Source organism: Burkholderia sp. IT-111MI5, from assembly GCF_949752865.1.
Taxonomy (GTDB): Bacteria; Pseudomonadota; Gammaproteobacteria; order Burkholderiales; family Burkholderiaceae; genus Burkholderia; species Burkholderia pyrrocinia_C.
The window spans coordinates 468674-493753 of the sequence record NZ_CATKIF010000011.1 but is presented as its reverse complement, the minus strand read 5'-3'; the positions used below and the strand labels follow the sequence as shown (position 1 = coordinate 493753).

Sequence of the window (25080 nt, the reverse complement as noted above, 5' to 3'; positions counted from 1 at the left end):
CGTGCCGGACCCGCCGCATGCGGAATGCGCGCGTCCGGCCCCCGATCCCCAACGATCAACATCCGACCATGTCCACGCCACCTGACAAACCCAACTCGCGCCGCCGTTTCCTGCGCACGTCGGTCGCGCTCGTGCCGATCGCGTCGGTCGCCGGCTGCGACCTGCGCGCGTCGTCGCCATCCGCGACGACGGCCGGCAACGCGCCCGCCGCTTCCGCCAGCGCCGAACGCGCCCCGTACAAGCCGACCTTCTTCGATGCGAAGGAGTGGGCGTTCGTCCAGGCTGCCGTCGACCGGCTGATTCCGGCCGATGCCGAAGGCCCCGGCGCGCTCGAATCGGGCGTGCCCGAATTCATCGACCGCCAGATGGAGACGCCGTATGCGCACGGCGCGACGTGGTACATGCAGGGGCCGTTCCAGCAGGGTGTGCCCGAGCTCGGCTACCAGTTGAAGCTCGTGCCGCGCGACATCTACCGGCTCGGCATCGCGGCCGTCAACCGCTATTGCGAAAAGGCCCACGGCAACGCGTTCGCGGATCTCGACGCGCCGACGCGCGACACCGTGCTCGGCGCGCTGGAGAAGGGCGGCGCGCAGATCGACGACGTGCCGCCCGGCGTGTTCTTCGGCCAACTGCTGCAGAACACGCGCGAAGGCTACTTCTGCGATCCGGTTCACGGCGGCAATCACGACATGGCCGCGTGGAAGATGATCGGCTTTCCGGGCGCGCGCGCGGACTTCATGGATTTCGTCAACCAGAACGGCAAGCCCTATCCGTACGGCCCCGTCTCGATCAACGGGGAGCGCAGCTGATGGCCGCAGAGAAAAAACCGCATGTCGATGCGGTGATCGTCGGCTTCGGCTGGACCGGCGCGATTCTCGCGAAGGAACTGACCGAAGCGGGCCTGAAGGTCGTCGCGCTCGAGCGCGGCGAGTATCGCGACACCTATCCGGACGGCGCGTATCCGAATACGATCGACGAGCTGACCTACAACGTCCGCAAGAAGCTGTTCGTGGACCTGTCGAAGACGACCGTATCGATCCGCCACGGCGTGCAGGACACCGCGCTGCCGTACCGGCAGCTCGCCGCGTTCCTGCCGGGCGAGGGCGTCGGCGGCGCGGGGCTGCACTGGTCGGGCGTGCACTTCCGGATCACGCCGGAAGAACTGCGCCTGCGCAGCCACTATGAAGAGCGCTACGGCAAGAAGTTCATCCCCGCAGGGATGACGATCCAGGATACGGGTGTCAGCTACGACGAGCTCGAGCCGCATTTCGATTTCGCCGAGAAGGTGTTCGGCACGTCGGGGCAGGCGTACAAGGTCGGCGGCAAGGTGGTCGGCGACGGCAACGTGTTCGAGGCGAACCGCAGCAACAACTTCCCGTTGCCCGCGCAGCTCAATACCTATTCGGCGCAGCGCTTCTTCGATGCGGCGCAGTCGCTCGGCCTGCATCCGTACCGGCTGCCGTCGGCGAACACGTCGGGCCCGTACACGAACCCGTACGGCGTGCAGATGGGCCCGTGCAACTTCTGCGGCTACTGCAGCGGCTACGCGTGCTACATGTACTCGAAGGCGTCGCCGAACCTGAACATCCTGCCCGCGCTGAAGCAGGCGCCGAACTTCGAGCTGCGTTCGAAGTGCCACGTGCTGCGCGTCGACCTCGACGACACGAAGAAACGCGCGACGGGCGTCACCTACATCGACCCGGCCGGACGCGAAGTGCACCAGCCGGCCGATCTCGTGATCGTCGCTGCGTTCCAGTACCACAACGTGCACCTGCTGCTGCTGTCGGGCATCGGCAAGCCGTACGACCCGATCTCCGGCGAGGGCGTCGTGGGCCGCAATTTCGCGTACCAGAACCTGTCGACGATCAAGGCATTCTTCGACAAGGACACCTACACGAACCCGTTCATCGGCGCGGGCGGCAACGGCGTCGCGGTGGACGACTTCAACGCGGACAACTTCGACCACGGCCCGCTCGGCTTCGTCGGCGGCTCGCCGCTGTGGGTGAACCAGGCCGGCGCGAAGCCGATCAGCGGCATCGCAACGCCGCCCGGCACGCCGCAGTGGGGTTCGGCGTGGAAGAAATCCGTCAAGGATTACTACGCACACACGATCTCGATGGACGCGCACGGCACGAACATGTCGTACCGCGACGTGTATCTCGACCTCGATCCGACCTATCGCGATTCGTACGGCCAGCCGCTCTTGCGGATGACCTTCGACTGGAAGGACAACGACATCAGGATGGCGCAGTACGTGACCGGGCAGATGAAGAAGATCGCGGAGGCGATGGGGCCGAAGGCGATCGGCGTGTCGACGCGCGAGTTCGGCAAGCACTTCGATTCGCGCGCGTACCAGACGACCCACCTCGTCGGCGGCGCGATCATGGGCACCGACCCGAAGACGAGCGTGCTGAACCGCTACCTGCAGTGCTGGGACGTGCACAACGTGTTCGTGATGGGCGCGTCGGCGCTGCCGCAGGGCATCGGCTACAACCCGACCGGCATCATCGCGGCGCTGGCCTACTGGTCGGCACGCGCGATCCGCGAGCAATACCTGAAAAATCCCGCCCCGCTGGTGACCGCATGAAGAGGACGATGAACCACAACGCCGCGCGCGGCCTTTCCCCGGTGCGGCGCGCGCTGGCGGCCGGCGCGGCCTGGGCCGCGTTCGGCTTCGCGGGCACCGCGGCTTTCGCGCAACCGGCGGTCGCGCCCGCGGCGGCTTCGGGCCCGGCGGCCGCGCCCGCGGCCCGATCCGCCGACGCGGACCTCGTCAAGCGCGGCGAATACCTGGCCCGCGCGGGAGACTGCATCGCGTGCCACACCGCGAGCGGCGGCAAGCCGTTCGCGGGCGGACTGAAGTTCGACACGCCGATCGGCGCAATCTATTCGACGAACATCACGCCGGACCCGAAAACCGGACTTGGCGGCTGGACGTTCGAGAACTTCACCCGCGCGGTGCGCGAGGGCGTGCGCAAGAACGGCGACACGATGTATCCGGCCATGCCGTTCCCGTCGTATGCGCGCCTCACCGACGACGACATGAAGGCGCTGTACGCGTACTTCATGCACGGCGTCGCGCCCGTCGAGCACGAGAACCGCGCGGTCGACATCGTGTGGCCGCTGTCGATGCGCTGGCCGCTCGGGATCTGGCGCAAGATGTTCGCGCCGTCGCCGAAGCCGTTCGACGCGGCGCCGTATACCGACCCGGTGGCCGCACGCGGCGCGTATCTCGTGCAGGGTCTCGGCCACTGCGGCGCATGCCACACGCCGCGCGCGCCGACGATGCAGGAGCGCGGGCTGACCGACGCGGACGGCCCGGACTTCCTGGCCGGCGGCGCGGCGATCGACGGCTGGGTGCCGACCAGCCTGCGCGGCGAGCCGCGCACCGGGCTCGGCACGTGGACCGAAGCCGAGATCGTGCAGTTCCTGAAGACCGGCCGCACGCTGCGCACGGCCGCGTTCGGCGGGATGACGGACGTGGTCGGCCACAGCATGCAGCACATGACCGACGACGACCTGAATGCGATCGCGCGCTACCTGAAGACGCTGCCGCCGCGCGTGCAGGGCGAGCAGCCGCACGTGTACGACGCGGCTGCCGCAAAGGCCTTGCAGACCGGCGACGCGAGCAAACCGGGCGCGGCCGTCTATCGCGACAACTGCATGGCGTGCCACCGCAGCGACGGCCACGGCTACACGCGCGTGTTCCCGGCGCTCGCCGGCAACCCGGTCGTGCAGGGCGGCGATCCGACGTCGCTGATCCACGTCGTGCTGGAGGGCAGTGCGCTGCAGGGCACGCACACCGCGCCGTCGACCTTCACGATGCCGCCGTTCGGCTGGCGCCTGTCGGACCAGGAAGTCGCGGACGTGTCGAACTTCGTGCGCACGAGCTGGGGCAACACGGGCGCGCCGGTGACGGCCGCGCAGGTCGCGAAGGTGCGCAAGAGCGTGCCGTCGACCCGCCCCGAACCGCCGCCGGGCGCGCGGTTCCCGCAAGCGTCGCGCTGACGGGGCGGCGGGGCGACGCCCCGCCTGTCCGAACCGCTTCAAGGCGCCGCCGAGCCCGCGCGGCGCCTGTCGTTTCGCCGGGGTTGCACCCCGCAAAGGCGCGCCACCACGTGAAATTTTCACGGCGGCGCGCCATTGTTCCGCCTCATCCCTTATCCTTCCAATCTTGAACCTTACTAAATAGTTACAAGAACTTGGGAGGGGGGATGCCCCATGACGTCAGCCTGATTGCGTTGCTCGCGGCCGGTTTCGGTCTCGCGATGATCTTCGGTTACCTCGCGTCGCTGCTGAAAATGCCGCCGCTCGTCGGCTATCTGCTCGCCGGGATCGTGATCGGCCCCGGCACGCCCGGTTTCGTCGGCGACCTGTCGCTCGCGCAGCAGCTCGCCGAAGTCGGCGTGATGCTGCTGATGTTCGGCGTCGGCCTGCATTTCTCGCTCGGCGACCTGCTCGCGGTGCGCAAGATCGCGCTGCCGGGCGCCGTCGTGCAGATTACCGTCGCGACGCTGCTAGGCGGCGGGCTCGCGCTCACATGGGGCTGGAGCCTCGGTGCGGCGCTCGTGTTCGGGCTTGCGCTGTCGGTCGCGAGTACCGTCGTGCTGCTGCGCGCGCTCGAAGGGCGCGGGCTCGTCGAGACGGTCAACGGGCGCATCGCGGTCGGCTGGCTCGTCGTCGAGGATCTCGTGATGGTGCTGGTGCTCGTGCTGCTGCCGCCCGTCGCGGGGCTGCTCGGCGGCACGCCGCCCGGCGACGTGCAGGCGGCCGGCGGCAGCGTGTGGGGCACGCTCGGCGTGACGATGCTGAAGGTCGCGGCGTTCATCGCGCTGATGCTCGTGGTCGGCAAGCGCGTATTCCCGCGCATTTTGTGGCTCGTCGCGCGCACGGGCTCGCGCGAGCTGTTCACGCTGTGCATGATCGCGGCCGCGGTCGGCATCGCGTTCGGCGCGGCGAAGCTGTTCGACGTGTCGTTCGCGCTCGGCGCGTTCTTCGCCGGGATGATGATGCGCGAGTCGGAATTCAGCCGTCGCGCGGCCGACGAGACGCTGCCGCTGCGCGACGCGTTCTCGGTGCTGTTCTTCATCTCGGTCGGGATGCTGTTCGACCCGAAGGTGCTGATCGAGGAGCCGCTGCACGTGATCGAGGTCGCGGCGATCGTGCTGGTCGGCAAGACGCTCGCGGCGGTCGCGCTCGTGATCGCGTTCCGCTATCCGCTGAATACTGCGCTGACGGTCGGCGCGGGCCTCGCGCAGATCGGCGAATTCTCGTTCATCCTCGCGGGGCTCGGCCGCGCGCTCGGGTTGCTGTCGGCCGAGGGGCAGAGCCTGATTCTGGCGGTCGCGCTGATCTCGATCGCGATGAACACGCTGCTGTTCGCGATGATCGATCCGGCGCTCGCGTGGATCCGCAAGCATTCGGCGTTCGCGCGCAAGCTCGAGGCGCGCGACGATCCGCTCGCCGCGTTGCCGATGTCGACGCCGCAGACGCACCTGACCGGGCAGGTCGTGATCGTCGGTTACGGCAAGGTCGGCACGCGGATCGCGCATGCGCTGGACGAGCGCGGGATCGCGTATGTCGTCGTCGAGCAGAACCGCGAGCTCGTCGAGAAGCTGCGTGCCGACGGCATCGCGGCCGTGTCCGGCGACGCGATCGAGCCGATCGTGCTCGTGCAGGCGCATATCGCGCGCGCCGGGATGCTGGTCGTCACGCTGCCGGACGTGTTCGACGTGCGGCAGATCGTCGAGATTTCGCGCACGCTCAACCCGACGCTCGAGGTCGTGCTGTGCACGAACAGCGGCGACGAGGCCGCGCTGCTGTCGAGCGAGGGCATCGGCACCGTGTTCATGGGCGAGACCGAACTCGCGCGCGGGATGACCGAGCATGTGCTCGGCAGGATGGTGAAGCCGGTAGCGGCGGCGGCGCATTGACGGTGCGCGGGCAAGACCGCCCGCAGCGCGAAAGAATTGCAGGAGTGTGCAGCCGGAACGCTTAAGTGATGCGGGGCGCTCCTGGAAAGTGGGATGAAAGCGGGGGACGGAGTTGGAGCGCGGGCGGTGCGGCATGCCGCATCGCCCGCCTAGCGGCTTCAGCTTGCCGCCGCCTTCGTCGGCACGGTCGTGCCGGGCTGTGCGGCTGTCTTCAACGGTGCGGCGGCTTTCTGCGCGGCAGCCGTTTTCGGTTGAGCCGCCGCCTTCGGCGCCTCGACCGTCTTCTGCGGTGCAACCGCCTTGGCCGGCTGCGGCTTCTCCGGTTCGACCGGCGCATCGGGCGGCACGCCGAGCAGCTGCAGCGAGCCGCTCGTGACCGACGCGAACACCGGGCCGGCCACCGTGCCGCCGTAGTAGCCCTTGCCGCGCGGCTCGTCGATCATCACCGCGACGATCAGGCGCGGATTGCTCATCGGTGCCATCCCCGCGAACAGCGCGCGGTACTTGCCCTTCGCATAGGTCGCGCCGACCTGCTTGCGCGCGGTACCCGTCTTGCCGCCGATCCGGTAGCCGTCGACGCGCGCGCGGCGCCCCGTGCCGCCTTCGCCGACCGCCATCTCGAGCATCGAGCGGATCGACGCGGCCGTTTGCGGCGACGTCACGCGGTGGCCGCGATGCGCGTCGATCGTCTGCTGGTCGGTGCCGTTCTTCAGCAGCGACACCGGGTGCAGCGTGCCGTCGCCCGCATAGGCCGTATACGTCTGCGCGATCTGCAGCAGCGACATCGACAGCCCGTAGCCGTACGCCATCGTCGCCTGCTCGATCGGCCGCCAGCGCTTGTAGCCGCGCAGCCGGCCCGATGCGACGCCCGGGAACGTCAGCTCGGGCGCGCGACCGATCCCGTATTCCTGGTACTTGTTCCAGATCGTTTCGGCGGGCAGGTTCAGCGCGAGCTTCGCGAGCGCGACGTTGCTCGACTTCTGCAGTGCCTGCGATACCGTCAGCGACCCGTGGTTCGACGTGTCGTGGATCACGGCCGGGCCGATCTTGTAGGTGCCAGGCGACGTGTTGATGATCGTGTTCGGCGTGACCTTGCGCTCGTCGATCGACAGCGCGACGACGAGCGGCTTGATCGTCGAGCCGGGTTCGAACGTGTCGATCACCGCGCGGTTGCGCAACTGCTGGCCCGTGAGGCGCGCGCGGTCGTTCGGGTCGAAGGTCGGGTAGTTCGCGAGCGCGAGGATCTCGCCGTTCTGCGCATCGAGCACGACGACGCTGCCGGCGATCGCGTTGTTTTCGATCACGGCCGCCTTGAGCTGGCTGAACGCGAGCTGCTGGATCCGGCGGTCGATCGTCAGCTCGATCGTCGCGCCGTGCTGCGCGGGAACGAGCGGGCGCGTGTCCGACACGATGCGGCCGAGCCGGTCGCGGATCACCTCGCGCTGCCCGGACGTGCCGGACAGGCGCGCGTTCGCCGCGAGTTCGACGCCTTCCTGGCCCTTGTCTTCGACGTTCGTGAAGCCGACCACGTGCGCGGCCGATTCGCCTTCCGGGTAGAAGCGCTTCGAATCGGCGATCTGCGTGATGCCGTCGATCGCGAGCTTGTCGAGCCGGCCCGCGGTGTCCGCGTCGACCTGCCGCTTGAGCAGCACGAACGTCTTGTCGTTGCCGAGGCGCCGCTTGACCTCGACGAGCGGCAGGTCGAGCAGCTTCGCGATCTGCGGATAGTCGGTATCGGCGACCTGTTTCGGGTTCGCCCAGATTTCATAGGTCGACAGGCTGACCGCGAGCATCGCGCCGTTGCGGTCGACGATGCGCCCGCGCATCGCGTCGAGCTCGATCGTGCGCTGGTAGCGCTTCTGGCCCTGGCCGACGTAGAAATCCTGGTTCGCGACCTGCACCCAGAAGGCGCGCGCGAGCAGCGCGGCGAACGCGAGGAACACGACGATCACGACCAGTTTCGAGCGCCACATCGGCAGGCGCGACGCGAGCATCGGATTCTTCGTCGCGGCCGAGTACGGATCGGCGGGGTGGGTCTTCTTTTTCACGCTCATGCAATGGCCGGGTCGGGCCGCCGGACGGCGGCTGGTCAGTCTGAATAATGCGATTGTAATAAATGAGTAAACGCCGTGTGGGGAAAGTATGTTCCGGCCCCGTGAAAAGGCGGCTGCGGCCGACCGGCAAAGCGCTGAAAAGGGGGCTGGAAAGGAGGGGCGCGAGCGGATTTTTCGGCGCCGCCGCAGACGCTGAGTGACGGGGCGTTGGGCGCCGTATCGATCCGGGCGTGCGGCATCCGCTACCGGTTGATCGCAGCCGTCGCCGGGATGCGATCAATTGCCCGTCCCTCGGTTATTTCTTTAATGGCGGAAAATAAAAAGCGCCCCAGAATGAGGCGCCGTTAATTCTGAATATCGAAATGACTATCTCTGAAACTGGAATAAACCCGAAAACCGTAGACGATATATGTAAAAAATTTTCTATCGGTCGACGGAAATGAATTCCCGGTATTCCGGCTGGGTCGTGCAGCGATCGACGGCCTGCAGCCGCCACGCGCCCGCGTGATTGCCTGCAAGCACGGCGGGGCCCTGTTCGCGCTGCGTCGCACCGAACGACAGCCCCTTCAACTGGCATACGGCTTTCCCGCCGTCGGCCGCGCAGAGCGCCATTGCGCCCTCGACGTCGCGGACCTTGCCCCAAGTCGGAAGATCGATGCCCTGATGTGCCTCACGCGACCACAGTCCCTCGTCGGTATCCACCCACAGTACCGCGAAGGATTGCCGGGTTGCCGATTCGCTGCCATTAATTCGAATGGTGAGGCGCATTGGATCGTCTCCTGAAAAAAGGACGAATTTGACCGTTTGGACTTGAACAGTCTAGATAGACTGGTGTGAAACGCAAGCGATAATCCGCAATAAATCGATACTGAGTCCATTGCGGTTTCAGATGAAACGACGTCTGACGATCCGCGGACATTTCGGCGGCGCGCGCAAACGCACGTGGCATCAGCGCTTGCGGTGTCGACGCACGCATCGGCGACGTTCGAGACATGGGATGACATGGCCGGGGGCGCGTCGATCTGTCGCGCTCGGGCCGTCGCCGGAACCGGGCCGATCGACGCAATCCGGCACTGCCGGGATGCGGTCCGACCCGATGTTTCAGCGTTTTGACGGCGCGGCCGGAACGACACACTCCGACAATCGCGCACAAATCGGCACACTTTCACGAAACTTTCGGGACAGACTTGCACGCGATCGGGCCCCACACTGGGAACTTCCCGATCCTGTGCCGCGGACGCCCGTCCTCGGCGGCTGCCGCCGCCTCGTGCCAGAGGTGCGATCGACGCGATCGCGGGCCGTATGCCAGATCGGGACTGCCGGGGCGCGCGTCAGCCCCGGCCCGGCCGGTGAGCCGTGCACAGCCCGCAACCGCGGGCGCCGCGCCGCCCGGTCGACTCTTCGAAGGAGACTATCGTGCTGATCTGGAAAACCGCGTTGTCGCTGAACTGGCGGACGAGCCTCGTGTCGCCGGCCAGCGCACCGGTCGCGGCGGCGAACGTCGGGCGGCTGGTGCTGACCGGCGCGACCGGCTTCATCGGCAGTACCGTGCTGACGGCGCTCGTCAATGCAGGGCTGCTCGAACGCATCGTGTGCGTCGTGCGCGCGCAGGACCGCGGCCACGCCGTCGCGCGGCTGCGCGAAGCGGCGCTGCGCGCGGGACTGACGCCGTACTGGGCGTCGCGCCTGACCGACGCGAACGTGATCGTCGGCGCGCTCGGCGACGTATGGCAGGGCGCCGATGCGCCGCGCCTCGCCGGCGCGACGCACGTGATCCACTGCGCCGGCCATGCGTCGCCGGCCGACGGCGCGCACCTGCAGGCGGACATCGCCGATTCGGTGCGCTTCGCCGAACGCTTCGCACGGGCGCCGCGTCTGCAGCGCTTCGTATACGTCGGCACGGCCTATGCGCATGCGGGGCGCGGCGGCATCGTGCACGAAGAAGTCGCGGCGGACGACGCGGCGAACGATGTCGCGCAACACGGCGAAGGCCTGCCGGGCGCGGTGCTCGCGGCGGACTACCTGCATGCGAAGGCGGAAACGGAGCAGCGCCTGCGCGCGCTCGGGCTGCCGCTCGTCGTCGTGCGGCCGTCGCACGTCGTCGGCCACACGGTGCTCGGCACGCGGCCCGCGCCGAACTCGTTCTGGATGTTCCGGCTTGCGCATGCCGCGCGCCGCTTCACCGCGCGGCCGATGACGCGCATCGACATCGTGTCGGTGGACGACGTGGCGCGCGCGACGATGCTGCTGGCCGTCAAGCCGACGCTCGCGCACGATCTCTATCACGTGTCGGCCGGCGACGAGGCGCCGCAGGTCGCGCAGATCGTGCGCGCGATGGACGAGGCGGCGGGGATGACGGGTGCGCCGCGCTACGCGGCGTGCGCGCCGGCCGAGCTGCCGCTGGTGGTGCGCGACGTGCTCGGGCGGCCCGATCCGGCACTCGAGCGCGTGATCGGCCGGGCGCTGCAGCGCTGCGCGGAATTCGCGACGGTCGATCGCGTGTTCGACAACAGCCGCGTGCGCGACGAAATCGATTTCGAGCCGTTGCCGTTCATCGATTACGTCGAGGAATGCATGCGCACGTCGCGCGGCGTCGCCGTGACCGAGCTGATGCGCGGCGCGATGCACTGACCGCCGGCGCTGCACCGGCGCCCGTTCCCGCGGCTGGCGGGAGCGGGCGCCATCATCACGCGTTGCCGCCGAGTTCGATGAGCCGGTCGAGCGCGCGGTAGATGTCTTCTAGGCCGTCCTGGCCGAAGCGCGACTCGAGCTGCCGGTATTGCTCGTCGATGCGCGGACCGATTTCCGTGACGAGTTTCCTGCTTTGCGGCGTCAGGCTGACCAGCAGCCGGCGCTGATCCTCCTGCGCGCGCGTGCGCGTGATCAGCCCGTCGCGCTCCATCCGTTCCAGCACGCCCGTGAGGCTCGGGCTCAGGATGCAGCAGCGCCGCGCGATCTGTCCCGCTTCGAGCGCATGCGCCGGTTCGCCGTCGAGCACGCGGATGATCCGCCATTGCTGTTCGGTCAGCGCGAATTCCTTGAGAATGGGGCGGAACAGGCCCATCAGCGTTTCGCGGGCCTCGAGCAGCAGCATGGCCAGGTTGCGATGGTCGAGCGTACGGTTCATCGGGGTGGACAGTGGACGGGGACGTATCAATCTTAACAGCCGAAGGTGCTGAATTTCGCGTATCAGGGTAATCGAGGTTGCCAGCGCCCGATTGTTTACTTAAGATATTAACTATTGACGATGCGCCGCGACGCGCGGCAGGGGAATGACGCATGGAGCTGTCTTGCACGACCGCCGCGGCGCCGCCGTTGCCGGTTGCCATCGGTACCGTCTACGGTGCGCTGCTGAATGAGCGCGCAGCGCTCGACGCGCTAGGCGATGCGGTGAACGCACCGCCTTACGGCCGCCCGCCGCAGGCACCGATCCTTTACATCAAGCCGGCCAACACGCATGCGGCCGACGGCGCGGCCGTCGTCGTGCCGGCCGGCGTCGACGCGCTGGAGATCGGCGCGTCGGTGGCCGTCGTGTTCGCCCGGCGCGCCACGCGCGTGCCGGCCGCGCAGGCACTCGACTACGTGCACGGTTTCACGCTCGCGAGCGACGTGTCGGTGCCGCATCCCGATTACTACCGTCCGGCCGTGCGCTTCAAGTGTCGCGACGGTTTCTGCCCGCTGGGCCCGGCGATCGTGCCGACTGCGGCACTGGCCGATGTCGACGCGCTCGCACTGACCGTGCGGATCGACGGCGAGGTGGCCGCATCGGCGTCGACTTCGACGCTGATTCGCCCGGTGCGCGAACTGATCGCCGACGTGACGGCGTTCATGTCGTTCGACGCGGGCGATGTGTTGCTGCTCGGCGTCGCCGGCGGCGCACCGCGCGCCCGCGCGGGCAGCGCGATCGAGATCGCCGCGGCCGGCATCGGCACGCTGCGGCATACGCTGATTGCTGAGGAGACACGATGAAGACGGCGCGCGTGATCTACAACGGCGCACTGCATGCGGCCGAGCCGGCCGGCGACGGCGCGATCCGCCTCGACACGGGGCGCGTGGTTGCCGACGAGACGGTCGCATGGTTGCCGCCCGTCGCGCCGCGCACGACGTTCGCGCTCGGCCTCAACTACGCCGACCACGCGAAGGAACTCGCGTTCAACGCGCCGAGCGAGCCGCTGATCTTCCTGAAGGGGCCGAACACGTTCATCGGCCACCGGTCGCGCACCGTGCGCCCGGCGGATGCCACCCACATGCACTACGAGTGCGAACTGGCCGTCGTGATCGGCCGGCCCGCGCGCAACGTGAGCCGCGCGCAGGCGATCGACTATGTGGCCGGCTATACGGTCGCGAACGACTACGCGATCCGCGACTATCTCGAGAACTACTACCGCCCGAACCTGCGCGTGAAGAACCGCGACACCTGCACGCCGCTCGGGCCGTGGTTCGTCAGCCGCGACGAGATCGGCGACGCGGGCGGCCTCATGCTGCGTACGACGGTGAACGGCCGGGAGACGCAGCGCGGCAGCACGCGCGACATGATCTTCGACGTGCCGGCGCTGATCGAGCACATCAGCAGCTTCATGACGCTCTCACCGGGCGACCTGATCCTGACCGGCACGCCCGAGGGGCTGGCGGACACGCAGCCGGGCGACGAGGTCGTGACAGAAATCGAAGGGATCGGCCGGCTCGTGAACACGATCGTCGCCGAAGCGGACTACTATCGCGCCGGCTGAGCCCGTCGCCCAAGGAGAACCCATGACCATCAAGCACTGGATCGACGGCCGCGAAGTCGAGAGCCGCGAGACCTTCACGACGCTGAATCCCGCGACGGGCGACGTGATCACCGACGTCGCGTCGGCCGGCGAGGCCGAAGTCGACGCGGCCGTGCGCGCGGCGAAGGAAGCATTCCCGAAATGGGCGAATACGCCCGCGAAGGAGCGCGCGAAGCTGATGCGCAAGCTCGGCGAGCTGATCGAGAAGAACGTGCCGATGCTCGCGGCGCTGGAGACGCAGGACACCGGCCTGCCGATCGCGCAGACGAGCAAGCAGCTGATTCCGCGCGCATCCGAGAACTTCAACTTCTTCGCGGAAGTGTGCGTGCAGATGAACGGGCGCACCTATCCGGTCGACGACCAGATGCTGAACTACACGCTGTACCAGCCGGTCGGCGTGTGCGCGCTGGTGTCGCCGTGGAACGTGCCGTTCATGACGGCCACGTGGAAGACGGCGCCGTGCCTCGCACTCGGCAACACGGCCGTGCTGAAGATGTCGGAGCTGTCGCCGCTGACGGCCGACCAGCTCGGCCGGCTCGCGCTCGAAGCCGGCATTCCGCCCGGCGTGCTGAACGTCGTGCAGGGCTACGGCGCGACCGCCGGCGACGCGCTCGTGCGGCATCCGGACGTACGTGCGGTGTCGTTCACCGGCGGCACGGTCACGGGCAAGCGGATCATGGAGCGCGCGGGCCTCAAGAAGTATTCGATGGAACTCGGCGGCAAGTCGCCGGTGCTGATTTTCGACGACGCGGATTTCGATCGTGCACTCGATGCGTCGCTGTTCACGATCTTCTCGATCAACGGCGAACGCTGCACCGCGGGCTCGCGGATCTTCGTGCAGCGCACGATCTACGACCGCTTCGTGCAGGAATTTTCGCGCCGCGCGAACAACCTGGTGGTCGGCGATCCGTCCGATCCGGCCACGCAGCTCGGCGCGATGATCACGCGCCAGCACTGGGAGAAGGTGACGGGCTATATCCGCATCGGCGAGCAGGAGGGCGCGCGCGTGGTCGCGGGCGGTTCGGACAAGCCGGCGGGCCTGCCCGACCATCTGCGCAACGGCAACTTCGTGCGGCCGACCGTGTTCGCCGACGTCGACAACCGGATGCGCATCGCGCAGGAAGAGATCTTCGGGCCGGTCGCGTGCCTGATCCCGTTCGAGGACGAGGAAGAAGGGCTGCGGCTCGCGAACGACACGTCGTACGGCCTCGCGTCGTACATCTGGACGCAGGACGTCGGCAAGGTGCATCGCCTCGCGCGCGGCATCGAGGCCGGGATGGTGTTCGTGAACAGCCAGAACGTGCGCGACCTGCGCCAGCCGTTCGGCGGCGTGAAAGAGTCGGGCACCGGGCGCGAGGGCGGCGAGTACAGTTTCGAAGTGTTCGCGGAGATCAAGAACGTGTGCATCTCGATGGGTTCGCATCACATTCCGCGCTGGGGCGTGTAACGGGCGCGGGTCGTTTCGCCGGAAGCACGAACGATATGGAGACTTGAACGATGGGCAAACTGTCCCTCGCCGCGAAAATCACGCACGTGCCGTCGATGTACCTGTCGGAAATGCCCGGCAGGCATCACGGCTGCCGCGAAGCGGCGATCCGCGGCCATCAACTGATCGGCGAGCGCTGCCGTGCGCTCGGCGTCGACACGATCGTCGTGTCGGACGTGCACTGGCTCGTCAACGCGGGTTATCACGTGAACTGCAATGCGCGGTTCGCCGGCACGTACACGAGCAACGAGCTGCCGCATTTCATCCGCGACATGCAGTACGCATATCCAGGCAACCCGGCGCTCGGCCGGCTGATCGCCGAGACGGCAACCGCACGCGGGGTCGCGACGCGCGCACACGAGATCGACAGCCTCGAACTCGAATACGGCACGCTCGTGCCGATGCGCTACATGAACGGCGACCAGCACTTCAAGGTCGTGTCGATCGCCGGCTGGTGCATGTGGCACACGCTCGACGAAAGCCGGCGCTTCGGCGAGGCGTTGCTCGAAGCGATCGAGAAAAGCGATTCGAACGTCGCGTTCCTCGCGAGCGGTTCGCTGTCGCATCGCTTCAACGACAACGGCAGCCCCGAGGAATCGATTCACCAGATCAGCCGCGAATTCTTCCGGCAAGTCGACCTGCGCGTGGTCGAGCTGTGGAAGCAGGGCGATTTCAAGACCTTCTGCGCGATGCTGCCCGAGTACAACACGCATTGCCACGGCGAAGGCGGCATGCACGACACGGCGATGCTGCTCGGCCTGCTCGGCTGGGACCGCTACGACAAACCCGTCGAGATCGTCACCGACTATTTCGCGAGTTCGGGCACCGGGCAGATCAACGCGATCTTCCCGCTGCCCTGAACGCCGCGGTCCCGCATCAAACATCCGACCGGAGACTTGCCATGCCCCACATCGTCGTCGAATACACCGCGAACATCCGCGACGACGCGCGCATTCCCGCGCTGCTGCGCACGATCAACGCGACGCTGATCGCGCAGGGCGGCGTGTTCCCGACCGGCGGCATCCGCTCGCGCGCGATCGAACTGCAGGACTACTGCGTCGCCGACGGCACGGAGGACGACGCGTTCGTCCACGTGACGCTGAAGATCGGCTCGGGCCGCAGCGACGACACGAAGAAAGCCGCGTGCGACGCGCTGTTCGACGCGATCAAGGCCCATTTCGCCGAGCTGTACGCGAAACGCTATCTCGCGCTGTCGATGGAGCTGACCGAGTTCAGCGAAAGCGGCTCGTACAAGCACAACAACATCCACGCCCGCTACAAGCGTGCCGGCTGACCCCATTCCCGATCCGACCATGCTCGAAACCGCCATCATCGACCAGCTCGCGCAGCGTCTGCACGACGCCGAGCGCGAGTGCAAGCAGATCCGCCAGATCTCGCTCGACCATCCCGACATCACGATCGACGACGCATACGCGATCCAGCGCGCGTGGGTGACCCTCAAGCTCGCGGAAGGCCGCACGCTGAAGGGGCACAAGATCGGCCTCACATCGAAGGCGATGCAGAACACGTCGCAGATCGACGAACCCGACTACGGCGCGCTGCTCGACGACATGTTCTTCGCGGACGGCGGCACGATCCCGACCGGCCGTTTCATCGTGCCGCGCGTCGAGGTCGAACTTGCGTTCGTGCTCGGCAAGCGGCTTTCGGGCCCGAACTGCACGATCTTCGACGTGTACGACGCGGTCGATTACGTCGTGCCCGCGCTCGAGATCATCGACGCGCGCAGCCAGTCGATCGACCCCGATACGAAACGGCCGCGCAAGGTGTTCGACACGATCGCCGACAACGCGGCGAACGCAGGCGTCGTGATCGGCGGCAGGCCGGTGAAGCCGCACGACGTCGACCTGCGCTGGGTCGCGGCGATCATGTCGCGCAACGGCGTGGTTGAGGAAACGGGCGTCGCGGCCGGCGTGCTGAACCATCCGGCGAACGGCGTCGCGTGGCTCGCGAATCGTCTGTCGCGTTTCGACGTCGCGCTGGAACCCGGGCAGATCGTGCTCGGCGGCTCGTTCACGCGGCCGTGCGCGGCGCGGCCGGGCGACACGTTCAGCGTCGACTACGGCCCGCTCGGGACGATCCAGTGCTACTTCGAGTGAGTGAGTGAGTGAGCGATGCAGATTCCTTCGAATGTCTTCAAGGCCGCGCTCGCGCGCGGCGACGCGCAGATCGGGTTGTGGCTCGGGCTCGCGAATCCGTACAGCGCCGAAGTCGTCGCGGGCGCCGGTTTCGACTGGCTGCTGATCGACGGCGAGCATGCGCCGAACACGGTGCCGACGATCCTCGCGCAACTGCAGGCGATCGCGCCGTATCCGTCGCACCCGGTCGTGCGCGTGCCGTGGAACGATCCGGTGATCGTCAAGCAGGTGCTCGATCTCGGCGCGCAGACGCTGCTGGTGCCGATGGTGCAGAGCGCCGACGAAGCGCGCGCAGCCGTTGCCGCGACGCGTTACCCGCCGCACGGGATTCGCGGCGTCGGCAGCGCGCTGGCGCGCGCGTCGCGATGGAATCGCGTCGGCGACTACCTGCATCGCGCTAACGACGAGATGGCCGTGCTCGTGCAGGTCGAGACGCGTGCGGGGCTCGATGCGATCGACGCGATTGCGTGCGTCGACGGCGTCGACGGCGTGTTCATCGGGCCGGCCGATCTGGCGGCCGATCTCGGGCATCTCGGCAATCCGGGGCACCCGGACGTGCAGGCGGCGATCGACGGCGCGATCCGGACGATCAAGGCGGCCGGCAAGGCGCCGGGGATTCTGAGTGCGGATGAAGCGGCGGCGCGGCGGTATCTCGAAGCGGGTGCGCTGTTCGTCGCGGTCGGGGTCGATACGACGCTGCTGGCGAGGAGTGCGGAGCGGTTGGCGGCGCAGTTCAAGGGGGGATCCCGACCGACGGAAAAGAATGGTGACACGACGTATTGAGCGAGGGGCGGCGACAGATATGCCACGCAACGCAGACGCACTACCTGACGAATCGGGGAATTGGCAAAAGGTTTCGCAAAGGGACCGGCTGACATCGCTTGAATTGAATGCGATCCCATATCGCGGTGCGGCGGCTCGTCGACGTGTCCGCGCCGTTGCCCTGACGTGTTGCGGGGCAGAATGCGATCAAGCGATCGCGGATGTGATGGCGGAATTGAGTGCGCAGGCGCAAGCCTTGGGGATGGGTTACGACTGACTTCTAGTTATCCTGACTTCTGATGTTCCCGCTTCCAAATACTTCCCCGGCGTCGTCCCCAGCGCCCGCCGGAACATGTCGATGAACGCGCTCACGTTGTCGTACCCGAGATCGAGCGCGATCGTCGTCACCGGCACGCCGTCGGCGATTTTCTCCAGCGCTCGCAGCAGCCTTGCCTGCTGACGCCACTGGGCAAACGTCAGCCCCGTCTCGGCGACGAAGCGGCGGCTCATCGTTCGTGCGCTGATGCCGGCCCATTCGGCCCATTCCTCCAGCCGCCGGTTGTCCGCGAGGTTCGTGGCGAGCGCGTCGGTGATACGCACGAGCCGTGCGTCGCGAGGCCGCGCGAGACTCAGCGATTCGACTTCCGAAGCAGCGATTTCATCGAGGATCACATCGGCGATCCGCGTCTGGGCGTCATTCAGTTCCGACCCGTCCCAGCTCGCGGCGCGCTGTACCGCTTCGCGCAGCAGCGGCGACGCACGGATCGCGCGCGGCGTATCCGGCAACTCCGCGCAGCGCGCTTCGGCGACGAATGCCGACCAGCCGGAAATCGGCCCGAACGAGCGCAGCGAATGCCGGCAATGCGGCGGAATCCAGATCGCGTGGATCGCCGGCACGACCCACTCCTGGTCGTCGAGACCGATCGTCAGCAGCCCGCTCAGCGCACCGACGAGCTGGCCGCGCGCATGCGAGTGCGGCGCGGTCACGCGCGGGTCGCGTTGCGACAGGACGGCGGCGACGACGAACGGGCCGTCGTCGGACGTGATGAATCGGGCGGGCAGGAGCGGATCGGACATGGCCGGATAGCGGTATCGAATGGCTGTTATACCGGAGATCGGACGGCTTCGCACGCCTACACTGCGTCCATCGATGACAACCGGAGTACGACACGATGCGAGCCGAACAGATGCTTCCCGACCATGCCGACCGGATCGATGCCGGCGGAACGACGATCCGCAAGGGCACCGTCGGCGCGTTTCTGGTCAACGCGCGCGTGCTGACCGATCCCGGCGCCACGCCCGCCGACCGGGCCCGCGCGGAAGCCGACGCGATCGATGCGTTGCCCGCGCTGCGCGCGCTCGGCCTGTTCGACGTGATGGAAGTGCGTGATCCGGCGCTGCGCGCGTGGCTCGACGCACGCTGACGTCAGCCGAAACCGTCTATCGAGATCCCCGATTCAAGGAGCCACCATGAAAGCCGCAGTCGTGAAGGGCGCCGGCGAGCGCCCCGTTCATATGGAATTCGAACCGCCGCGCGCGATGCCGGGCCACAGTCTGATCGACGTTGCGGCGTCCGCGCTGAGCCGGATCGCGCAGGGGCGCGCGTCCGGCACGCATTACTCGTCGGATCGACGTTATCCGTTCGTCGTCGGCGTCGACGGCGTGGGCCGTCGCGACGACGGGCAGCGCGTCTATTTCTTCGGCGCCCCCGCGCCGTTCGGCGCGATGGCCGAGCGCACGATCGCGCCCGACACGCAGTGCGTGCCGCTGCCGGACGGGCTCGACGACGTCACGGCCGCGGCGATCGCGATTCCCGGGATGTCGTCGTGGGCCGCGCTGACCGAACGCGCGCGGCTCGTCGCGGGCGAGACGGTGCTCGTCAACGGCGCAACGGGTACGTCGGGCCGGCTCGCGGTGCGGATCGCGAAGCATCTCGGCGCCGCGAAGGTGATCGCGACAGGCCGCAACGCGGCCGCGCTGGACGCTTTGCTGAACGCCGGCGCGGACGCCGTCGTGTCGCTGCAGCAGGACGACGCGCATCTGGCGCGTGCGCTCGAACCGCATTTGCGCGCGGGCGTGGATGTCGTGCTCGACTATCTGTGGGGTGCCAGCGCGCAGACGCTGCTGGTTGCCGCGGCGAAGGCGGCGCCCGATGGCCGCCGGCTGCGTTTCGTGCAGATCGGCTCGATCGGCGGCGCGGACGTGCTGCTGCCGGGCGCGGTGCTGCGCGCAACTGCAATCGAATTGATGGGCAGCGGCCTCGGCAGCGTGCCGCTGCCGCGTTTGCTGGACTCCGTGCGCGGCGTGTTCGACGCGGCCGGGCCTGCGCGGCTGGCGATCGAGACGCGCACCGTGCGGTTGTCGGCTGTCGGCGAACACTGGGGCGATACAGACAGTCTCGTGCGCACGGTGTTCACGATGCGCGGCGAGTGAACGGCGACCGAACCGCAGCGGGGCTGGCTCGGCGCGATGAACGAGCTGCGCAGCGACAACCGGCTATCCGTCGTGATGCCGCCGCGCATGCGGGGAAAGCAGGGCGGCCGCGGGTGAAACTCACCCGTCGCCACCCGCCGCATCAGGCTCAGAACCGCTGCTGAATCCCCGCCGTTACACCAACCTGCGTCGTGCCGTATCCCGCGAAATCGCGCGACACGCCGACCTTCTGGTCGTGCTTCGCGATCGCGAACGCGCCGGCCGCGTACAGCACCGTGCGCTTCGACAGCGCGTAGTTCGCACGCAGCGACACGAGCGTCGGATCGGCGTCGGTGCCGCCCTTGATGTTCTGGTGATAGACGGCCGCGATCAGCGAGAACGCCGGCGTGAACTGATACGACCCGCCGACCCAAACCATATCGCTCAGCTGGTTCGCCGCCGTCGTGCGGAACGTGCGCTTGTAATTGCGGTAACCCGCCATCGTCTTCAGGTTGCCGAAGTCGTAGCTCAGGCCAGCGTGGATGCCCTGGATGTAGTTGACCGTATCAGCCGGCGTGACGCTGTCGGCCGCGCCGTTCTGCCGGTCGAACGTGACCACCGCCGCGAACGGGCCGGTCTCGTAGCCGAGCGCGAAATCGTATTTCGAGCTGGTCTTCACGCTGCCCGGCACGTTGCCGAAGCCGTACAGCGCGCCGAACTTGAAGCCGCTGAATTCGCCGTCGTAGCGCACCGCATTCGACGAGCGCGTGAACAGGCCGTCCTTGCGGCCGCCCGTCGCCATCGACGAGGTCGCCCACGAGTAGTTCTGCGCGTAACCCATCGGGTCGAACGGCAGCATGTAGTCGTAGGTGACGGTGAAGTTGCGGCCGAGCGACAGCTCGCCCCATTTGCCTTTCAGGCCGACCGTCGCGCGGCGCGCGAAGATCGAGTCGGGGCCGTCGTCGAAGGCGCCGTTCGCGAGATCGATCCCGCTTTCGAGGCGGAAGATCGCCTTCAGCCCGCCGCTGAGATCCTCGACGCCGCGCAAGCCCCAGCGCGACGTGTTCTTGTTGCCCGACTTCAGCTTGAACGAGTTGCCGCCCTGCGGCGCCGCGTGGTTCGTGTATTCGATGCCGGCATCCATGATCCCGTACATCGTGACGGACGACTGCGCGTGCGCGGCGGGCGCTGCGATGCAGGCCGCGGCGGCCGAACTCGTGAGGACTACTGTGCGAATCGAACGTTCTGCGCGTGACTTCATTGACGGTGTCTCCTTGGTTCTTGTGGGTTGGGTGAAACAGGTGCTGCGCGCAACGAGCCGTGGCGGGCGCCGCAAGACGTCGGCCGGACCTGCATGTCGTCGCATGGCGCGACATGCGCGGTGCGCGGCGCGCAGGCGCGGCGGCGCGCGGGCCGCCGCGCTCGGGTCAGCCCGCTTTCGCGAACGCCCAGCAGTCGTTGGTCGGGAATTCGAGCCAGTGCTTGCCGGCCGCGCGCGGCACGTGGCCGAACGCACGCAGTCGCATGTCGCCGCAATGGAACAGGTATTCCCAGCGGTCGCCGAGATACATCGACGTGACGAGGTCGGCCTGCAGCCGGTTCGCGCCCGGGCCGTCGGCGACCTGCACGCGCTCGAGGCGGATCACGGCCTGCGCGTCCTGGCCCGGCGCGAACGTGTCGCGCGCCATCGCGCGGATTTCCCAGCCGTCGCCGGCGAGCGTCACGCATTCGCCGTCGATCGCGGCGACGCGTGCGTCGATCCGGTTGTTGCTGCCCATGAACTCGGCCGTGTACAGCGAGCGCGGCGCGCCGTACAGCTCGGCCGGCGTGCCTTCCTGCTCGATGCGGCCGTTGCGCAGCAGCAGGATGCGGTCGGACATTGCCATCGCCTCGGTCTGGTCGTGCGTCACGCACAGTGCCGACAGCCCGAGCGACACGATCAGCTCGCGCAGCCACGCGCGCGCTTCCTCGCGCAGCTTCGCGTCGAGGTTCGACAGCGGCTCGTCGAGCAGGATCACCGGCGGGTTGTAGACGAGCGCGCGCGCGATCGCGACGCGCTGCTGCTGGCCGCCCGACAACTGATGCGGAAAGCGTTCCGCGAGATGGCCGAGGCCGAGCTGGTCGAGCGCGGTCTGCACGCGGCGCTTCTGTTCGGCGGGCGCGACGCGGCGCAGCTTCAGCCCGTAGCCGACGTTCTCGGCGACGGTGCGGTGCGGCCACAGCGCGTACGACTGGAACACGAGGCCGAGCGAGCGCTGCTCGACGGGCAGGTCGACGCGCTTCGCACCGTCGAAGAACACGCGGTCGTCGAGCTGGATGCGGCCGTCGGACGGCTGTTCGAGGCCGGCCACCGCGCGCAGCAGCGTGGTCTTGCCGCTGCCCGATGCGCCGAGCAGGCACACGACTTCGCCGGCCTTCAGTTCGAACGACACGCCCTTGAGGATCGGATTGGCGCCGTAGCTGAGATGCAGATCGTCGACGATGAGCTTATCCATGAAGTTTCACTCCGAAGCGCAGGGCCACGCCGAGACCGGCGCCGACCATCGCGATGTTGATGACAGAAAGCGCGGCGACCTGGTCGACGGCGCCGGTCGCCCACAGCGACACGAGCAGCGCGCCGATCACTTCGGTGCCGGGCGACAGCAGGTAGACGGCCGTCGAGTATTCGCGCTCGAAGATCATGAAGATCAGCAGCCACGCGGCGAGCAGGCCGAAGCGCACGAGCGGCAGCGTCACGTCGAGCGACACGCGGCTGCGCGTCGCGCCGACGCTGCGGCCGGCTTCCTCGAGTTCGGGGCCGACCTGCAGCAGCGCGCTCTGGATGAGCCGCATCCCGTACGCGAGCCATACGACCGTGTACGCGATCCAGATGCTCCACATCGAGTTCTTCAGCTCGCGCAGGCCGGGGACGAACAGGAAGATCCACAGGAACGCGAGACCGGCGAGCAGGCCCGGCACCGCGCGCGGCAGCAGCACCAGATAGTCGAGCAGCTTGGTCGCCCAGTCGGGGCGGCGGTGGCCGGCGAACGCGACGAGCGAGTAGAAGCCGACCGCGAGCGCACCGCCGATCACGCCGATGCCGAGCGTGTTGACGATTGCGCGCACCAGGTTGTCCTGCTCGAACAGCTCGATGAAGTTCGCCAGCGTCAGCACCTCGGCGAGCGCGACGCCTTCGCCCCAGTTGGTCACGAACGCGCGCAGCACGATGCCCGAGATCGGCACGATCACGGTCAGCATCAGCCACAGCGCGACGATCGCGAGCGCGACCCAGCGCCATACGCCGAGCGGCAGCACCGTCGCGCGGCCGGCCTTGCCCTTCACCGTGACGAAGCGGTTCGCGGTCTTCAACAGGCGGCGCTGCAGCAGCACGAGCGGGAACGTGATCGCGACGATGCACACCGCGACCGCGGCCATCAGGTGATACGACGGCACGCCGAGCTTGTTGGTCAGCTTGTACAGGTAGGTCGCGAGCACGAGGTGGCCTTCCGGATCGCCGAGCACGAGCGGCAGCCCGAACACCTCGAAGCCGAGGAAGAACACCAGCACGCCGGCGAACAGCAGCGCGGGCATCGTCATCGGCAGGCTCACGTCGAGCGCGACGCGGAACGGGCGGGCGCCCGTCACGCGTGCGGCTTCCTCGACGTCCGAGCCGAGGTTGCGCAGCGCGGCCGACGAATACAGATACACGTGCGGCACGTGCGTGAGGCCGACGATCACCGTGATCGCGAAGATCGAATACACGTTCCAGGGCACGTTTTGCACCCCGAACAGTTCCTTGAACCACACCGAGTAGAAGCCGACCGGGCCGGCCGCGACCACATAGCCGAACGCGAGCACCATCGGCGACACGAACACGGGCGTGAGCAGCAGCGGTTCGAGCCAGCGGCGGCCGGGCAGGTCGGTGCGCACCATCAGGAACGCGAGGATGCCGCCGAGCGGGATCGAGATGAACAGCATCCCGCCGGCGATGATGAACGAGTTCTTCACGGCCGACCAGAAGTCGGGATCGCTGAAGATGAAGCGGAAACCTTCGATGCCGAGCGTCTTGTTCGCGTCGAAGAACGGCGCGGACAGCAGGCTCTGGAACAGGATGAAGCCGAGCGGCAGCGCGACCGCGACGGTCAGTACCGCGACGACGATCCAGCGCAGCATGCCGGCGAGCGGCTGCAGGCGGTTGACCGGCAGCGCGGGAATCGCGCCGCCCTGGCCGGTGGTGGGCGCAACGGCCGGCGCCGTTCCGCGTGTGCTGGTTGAAAGCATGAGTTCGCCCCTGCGGCCATCCGGATGGCCGCCTCTAGGAAGTCGGTAAGGGGAAGCGGCCGCCCGCGCGATGTGCGGCGGGCGGCCCGCTGTCAGCGGATCAGCGCTTGATCGCCTGCTGCCATTGCTTCAGGAAGGCAAGGCGCTTCGACTGGTCGAGATAGACGAGCAGGCCGGTGCCGATCTGGATCGGCTTCAGCGAATCGCCGAGCTCCTTCGACAGGCTCGCCGCCGACGTTTCGCCCGTGACGTCCGCGCGGATCGCGTACAGGTTCGCCTGGTTCGCGATCAGCGTCTGGCCGCGCTTCGACAGCAGGTAGTCGACCCACAGCTTCGCGGCGTTCGGGTTCTTCGCCTTCTTCGAGATCGTCGCGAGGCGGCTCACGACCTGCGTGTAGTCCTTCGGAAACACATAGCCGATCGACTTGTCCTTCTTCGCCTTCGCGTACGCATACGAACCGATGATGTTGTAGCCGATCAGGTTCTCGCCCGACGAGATCCGCTCCATCATCGCGCCCGTGCTCGACTGCAGCTTCGGGCCGGTCGCGCCGATCGCCTTCACGAGTTCCCACGTGACCTTCTCGTTCACGTGCGCGTCCTGCGTCAGGTAGTTGAAGCCGACGCCCGATTTCTCGATGTCGTAGGTCGTGACCTTGCCCTTGAACTTGTCGGCCTGCGTGGTGAGCAGCTTGATCAGGTCCGCGCGCGTCGTCGGCACTTCGTTCTCGGGGATCAGGCGCTTGTTGTAGACGATCGCGAGCGGCTCGAAGGTCGTGCCGTACGCCTGCTTCTGGTATTGCGCCCATTGCGGCACGTTCGGGCTTTCCGGCGAATCGTAGGACGCCATCAGGCCGTCGTTGACGAGCTTGACCTGCAGGTCCATCGCCGAGCTCCACAGCACGTCGGCGCTGGTGCTGCTCGCCGCGTTCTCGCTGATGTAGCGGTTGTACAGCTCGGTGCTGTTCATGTCGTTGTACTCGACCTTGACGCCGTACACGCTTTCGAAGTCCTTGATCAGCGGACGCACGAGGCCCGTGTCGGTCGTCGAGTAGACGATCAGCTTGCCTTCCTTCTTCGCGGCGTCGATCACGCCCTGGTAGTTACCCGGATACCCGGCCGGAACCTGCGCGACGGCGCTGCCGGCGGCAGTGCCCAGGGCGATCGCCAGTGCGGCGGCGAGGTGTTTCGGTGCAAACGGCATGTCTTCCTCCAGTTACCCATAGATGTTGTTCGAGTGACGCGGATGTT

Annotated in this window: 22 protein-coding genes; 14 read left to right on the top strand and 8 right to left on the bottom strand. The window is 67.6% G+C overall.

From position 1 onward, the window contains the following. The first annotated feature begins 68 nt into the window (after positions 1-68). The 4 genes from ACM6JT_RS10445 (at position 69) to ACM6JT_RS10430 (ending at position 5933) form a co-directional block, all read left to right on the top strand. Positions 69-809 (top strand): gluconate 2-dehydrogenase subunit 3 family protein, encoded by a 741-nt coding sequence (locus ACM6JT_RS10445; protein ID WP_414856429.1) that lies wholly within the window; start codon positions 69-71, stop codon positions 807-809. Beyond that, positions 809-2587, top strand: a complete 1779-nt coding sequence (locus tag ACM6JT_RS10440; RefSeq protein WP_105389908.1) for a GMC family oxidoreductase — start codon at positions 809-811, stop codon at positions 2585-2587. The genes ACM6JT_RS10445 and ACM6JT_RS10440 overlap by 1 nt, the downstream gene beginning before the upstream one ends. Next, positions 2584-4008, top strand: a complete 1425-nt coding sequence (locus tag ACM6JT_RS10435; protein ID WP_414856428.1) for a cytochrome c — start codon at positions 2584-2586, stop codon at positions 4006-4008. The genes ACM6JT_RS10440 and ACM6JT_RS10435 overlap by 4 nt, the downstream gene beginning before the upstream one ends. Positions 4009-4214: 206 nt before the next feature. After that, positions 4215-5933, top strand: a complete 1719-nt coding sequence (locus ACM6JT_RS10430) for a cation:proton antiporter (protein WP_034179686.1) — start codon at positions 4215-4217, stop codon at positions 5931-5933. A gap of 158 nt (positions 5934-6091) precedes the next feature. Here the strand turns inward: ACM6JT_RS10430 and ACM6JT_RS10425 are convergent, their stop codons facing one another. Together ACM6JT_RS10425 and ACM6JT_RS10420 are read right to left on the bottom strand one after the other, a co-directional pair. Beyond that, entirely contained in the window at positions 6092-7987 is a 1896-nt protein-coding gene (locus ACM6JT_RS10425) for a peptidoglycan D,D-transpeptidase FtsI family protein (protein WP_217586865.1), read from the bottom strand. A 423-nt stretch (positions 7988-8410) separates the two neighbouring features. Further along, the gene (locus ACM6JT_RS10420; protein ID WP_034179684.1) at positions 8411-8755 is read right to left on the bottom strand and encodes a DUF3564 family protein; all 345 of its coding nucleotides are present in this window, start codon (positions 8753-8755) and stop codon (positions 8411-8413) included. A 648-nt stretch (positions 8756-9403) separates the two neighbouring features. Here ACM6JT_RS10420 and ACM6JT_RS10415 point away from each other — a divergent pair. Next, complete coding sequence (locus ACM6JT_RS10415) at positions 9404-10618, top strand: SDR family oxidoreductase (RefSeq protein ID WP_034179683.1); 1215 nt, start codon at positions 9404-9406, stop codon at positions 10616-10618. A 55-nt stretch (positions 10619-10673) separates the two neighbouring features. Here the strand turns inward: ACM6JT_RS10415 and hpaR are convergent, their stop codons facing one another. After that, a complete protein-coding gene (gene hpaR, locus ACM6JT_RS10410; protein WP_034179682.1) occupies positions 10674-11114 on the bottom strand; it encodes a homoprotocatechuate degradation operon regulator HpaR in 441 nt (146 codons plus the stop codon). 152 nt (positions 11115-11266) lie between these two features. Between hpaR and ACM6JT_RS10405 the strand changes: the two genes are divergently transcribed. The 7 genes from ACM6JT_RS10405 to hpaI are packed head-to-tail and all read left to right on the top strand — an operon-like array spanning position 11267 to position 17181. Further along, entirely contained in the window at positions 11267-11956 is a 690-nt protein-coding gene (locus tag ACM6JT_RS10405) for a fumarylacetoacetate hydrolase family protein (RefSeq protein ID WP_414856427.1), read from the top strand. Next, positions 11953-12717: a fumarylacetoacetate hydrolase family protein gene (locus ACM6JT_RS10400; protein WP_131948339.1), complete on the top strand. Its 765-nt coding sequence runs from the start codon at positions 11953-11955 to the stop codon at positions 12715-12717. Before ACM6JT_RS10405 ends, ACM6JT_RS10400 begins: the two co-directional genes overlap by 4 nt. Positions 12718-12739: 22 nt before the next feature. Then, positions 12740-14203 (top strand): 5-carboxymethyl-2-hydroxymuconate semialdehyde dehydrogenase, encoded by a 1464-nt coding sequence (hpaE, locus tag ACM6JT_RS10395; protein WP_105389914.1) that lies wholly within the window; start codon positions 12740-12742, stop codon positions 14201-14203. 50 nt (positions 14204-14253) lie between these two features. Next, positions 14254-15102, top strand: a complete 849-nt coding sequence (gene hpaD, locus ACM6JT_RS10390) for a 3,4-dihydroxyphenylacetate 2,3-dioxygenase (protein WP_034179678.1) — start codon at positions 14254-14256, stop codon at positions 15100-15102. Between the two features lie 41 nt (positions 15103-15143). Then, complete coding sequence (locus ACM6JT_RS10385; protein ID WP_034179677.1) at positions 15144-15536, top strand: 5-carboxymethyl-2-hydroxymuconate Delta-isomerase; 393 nt, start codon at positions 15144-15146, stop codon at positions 15534-15536. A gap of 19 nt (positions 15537-15555) precedes the next feature. Further along, on the top strand, positions 15556-16359 hold the full coding sequence (gene hpaH / locus ACM6JT_RS10380) for a 2-oxo-hept-4-ene-1,7-dioate hydratase (RefSeq protein WP_414856426.1): 804 nt from the start codon (positions 15556-15558) through the stop codon (positions 16357-16359). Positions 16360-16374: 15 nt separating this feature from the next. Continuing rightward, entirely contained in the window at positions 16375-17181 is an 807-nt protein-coding gene (gene hpaI / locus ACM6JT_RS10375; RefSeq protein WP_217586881.1) for a 4-hydroxy-2-oxoheptanedioate aldolase, read from the top strand. 246 nt (positions 17182-17427) lie between these two features. Here the strand turns inward: hpaI and ACM6JT_RS10370 are convergent, their stop codons facing one another. Continuing rightward, entirely contained in the window at positions 17428-18237 is an 810-nt protein-coding gene (locus tag ACM6JT_RS10370) for an AraC family transcriptional regulator (RefSeq protein ID WP_034179674.1), read from the bottom strand. Between the two features lie 95 nt (positions 18238-18332). On the opposite strand from ACM6JT_RS10370, the gene ACM6JT_RS10365 reads away from it, so the two are divergent. Continuing rightward, entirely contained in the window at positions 18333-18584 is a 252-nt protein-coding gene (locus tag ACM6JT_RS10365; RefSeq protein ID WP_034179673.1) for a hypothetical protein, read from the top strand. Positions 18585-18630: 46 nt separating this feature from the next. After that, complete coding sequence (locus ACM6JT_RS10360) at positions 18631-19593, top strand: quinone oxidoreductase family protein (RefSeq protein WP_414856425.1); 963 nt, start codon at positions 18631-18633, stop codon at positions 19591-19593. Between the two features lie 148 nt (positions 19594-19741). On the opposite strand, the gene ACM6JT_RS10355 is transcribed toward ACM6JT_RS10360, so the two are convergent. The 4 genes from ACM6JT_RS10355 to ACM6JT_RS10340 all read right to left on the bottom strand — a co-directional run bounded on the left by ACM6JT_RS10355 (position 19742) and on the right by ACM6JT_RS10340 (position 25033). Continuing rightward, complete coding sequence (locus tag ACM6JT_RS10355; RefSeq protein ID WP_414856424.1) at positions 19742-20833, bottom strand: porin; 1092 nt, start codon at positions 20831-20833, stop codon at positions 19742-19744. 166 nt (positions 20834-20999) lie between these two features. Continuing rightward, entirely contained in the window at positions 21000-22067 is a 1068-nt protein-coding gene (locus ACM6JT_RS10350; RefSeq protein WP_105389920.1) for an ABC transporter ATP-binding protein, read from the bottom strand. Then, entirely contained in the window at positions 22060-23832 is a 1773-nt protein-coding gene (locus ACM6JT_RS10345) for an ABC transporter permease (protein WP_034179669.1), read from the bottom strand. Before ACM6JT_RS10345 ends, ACM6JT_RS10350 begins: the two co-directional genes overlap by 8 nt. A 100-nt stretch (positions 23833-23932) precedes the next feature. Continuing rightward, positions 23933-25033 carry an ABC transporter substrate-binding protein gene (locus ACM6JT_RS10340; RefSeq protein WP_034179668.1) on the bottom strand — a complete coding sequence of 367 codons (1101 nt, stop codon included), beginning with the start codon at positions 25031-25033 and terminating at the stop codon, positions 23933-23935. Positions 25034-25080: the final 47 nt, after the last annotated feature.

Coding starts and splice junctions, on each gene's coding strand:
- hpaD (WP_034179678.1), top strand. CDS start 14,254: ATGGGCAAACTGTCCCTCGCCGCGAAAATCACGCACGTGCCGTCGATG.
- ACM6JT_RS10445 (WP_414856429.1), top strand. CDS start 69: ATGTCCACGCCACCTGACAAACCCAACTCGCGCCGCCGTTTCCTGCGC.
- ACM6JT_RS10385 (WP_034179677.1), top strand. CDS start 15,144: ATGCCCCACATCGTCGTCGAATACACCGCGAACATCCGCGACGACGCG.
- ACM6JT_RS10420 (WP_034179684.1), bottom strand. CDS start 8,755: ATGCGCCTCACCATTCGAATTAATGGCAGCGAATCGGCAACCCGGCAA.
- ACM6JT_RS10370 (WP_034179674.1), bottom strand. CDS start 18,237: ATGTCCGATCCGCTCCTGCCCGCCCGATTCATCACGTCCGACGACGGC.
- ACM6JT_RS10355 (WP_414856424.1), bottom strand. CDS start 20,833: ATGAAGTCACGCGCAGAACGTTCGATTCGCACAGTAGTCCTCACGAGT.
- ACM6JT_RS10345 (WP_034179669.1), bottom strand. CDS start 23,832: ATGCTTTCAACCAGCACACGCGGAACGGCGCCGGCCGTTGCGCCCACC.
- hpaI (WP_217586881.1), top strand. CDS start 16,375: ATGCAGATTCCTTCGAATGTCTTCAAGGCCGCGCTCGCGCGCGGCGAC.
- hpaH (WP_414856426.1), top strand. CDS start 15,556: ATGCTCGAAACCGCCATCATCGACCAGCTCGCGCAGCGTCTGCACGAC.
- ACM6JT_RS10430 (WP_034179686.1), top strand. CDS start 4,215: ATGCCCCATGACGTCAGCCTGATTGCGTTGCTCGCGGCCGGTTTCGGT.
- ACM6JT_RS10425 (WP_217586865.1), bottom strand. CDS start 7,987: ATGAGCGTGAAAAAGAAGACCCACCCCGCCGATCCGTACTCGGCCGCG.
- hpaR (WP_034179682.1), bottom strand. CDS start 11,114: ATGAACCGTACGCTCGACCATCGCAACCTGGCCATGCTGCTGCTCGAG.
- ACM6JT_RS10350 (WP_105389920.1), bottom strand. CDS start 22,067: ATGGATAAGCTCATCGTCGACGATCTGCATCTCAGCTACGGCGCCAAT.
- hpaE (WP_105389914.1), top strand. CDS start 12,740: ATGACCATCAAGCACTGGATCGACGGCCGCGAAGTCGAGAGCCGCGAG.
- ACM6JT_RS10435 (WP_414856428.1), top strand. CDS start 2,584: ATGAAGAGGACGATGAACCACAACGCCGCGCGCGGCCTTTCCCCGGTG.
- ACM6JT_RS10405 (WP_414856427.1), top strand. CDS start 11,267: ATGGAGCTGTCTTGCACGACCGCCGCGGCGCCGCCGTTGCCGGTTGCC.
- ACM6JT_RS10400 (WP_131948339.1), top strand. CDS start 11,953: ATGAAGACGGCGCGCGTGATCTACAACGGCGCACTGCATGCGGCCGAG.
- ACM6JT_RS10340 (WP_034179668.1), bottom strand. CDS start 25,033: ATGCCGTTTGCACCGAAACACCTCGCCGCCGCACTGGCGATCGCCCTG.
- ACM6JT_RS10360 (WP_414856425.1), top strand. CDS start 18,631: ATGAAAGCCGCAGTCGTGAAGGGCGCCGGCGAGCGCCCCGTTCATATG.
- ACM6JT_RS10365 (WP_034179673.1), top strand. CDS start 18,333: ATGCGAGCCGAACAGATGCTTCCCGACCATGCCGACCGGATCGATGCC.
- ACM6JT_RS10440 (WP_105389908.1), top strand. CDS start 809: ATGGCCGCAGAGAAAAAACCGCATGTCGATGCGGTGATCGTCGGCTTC.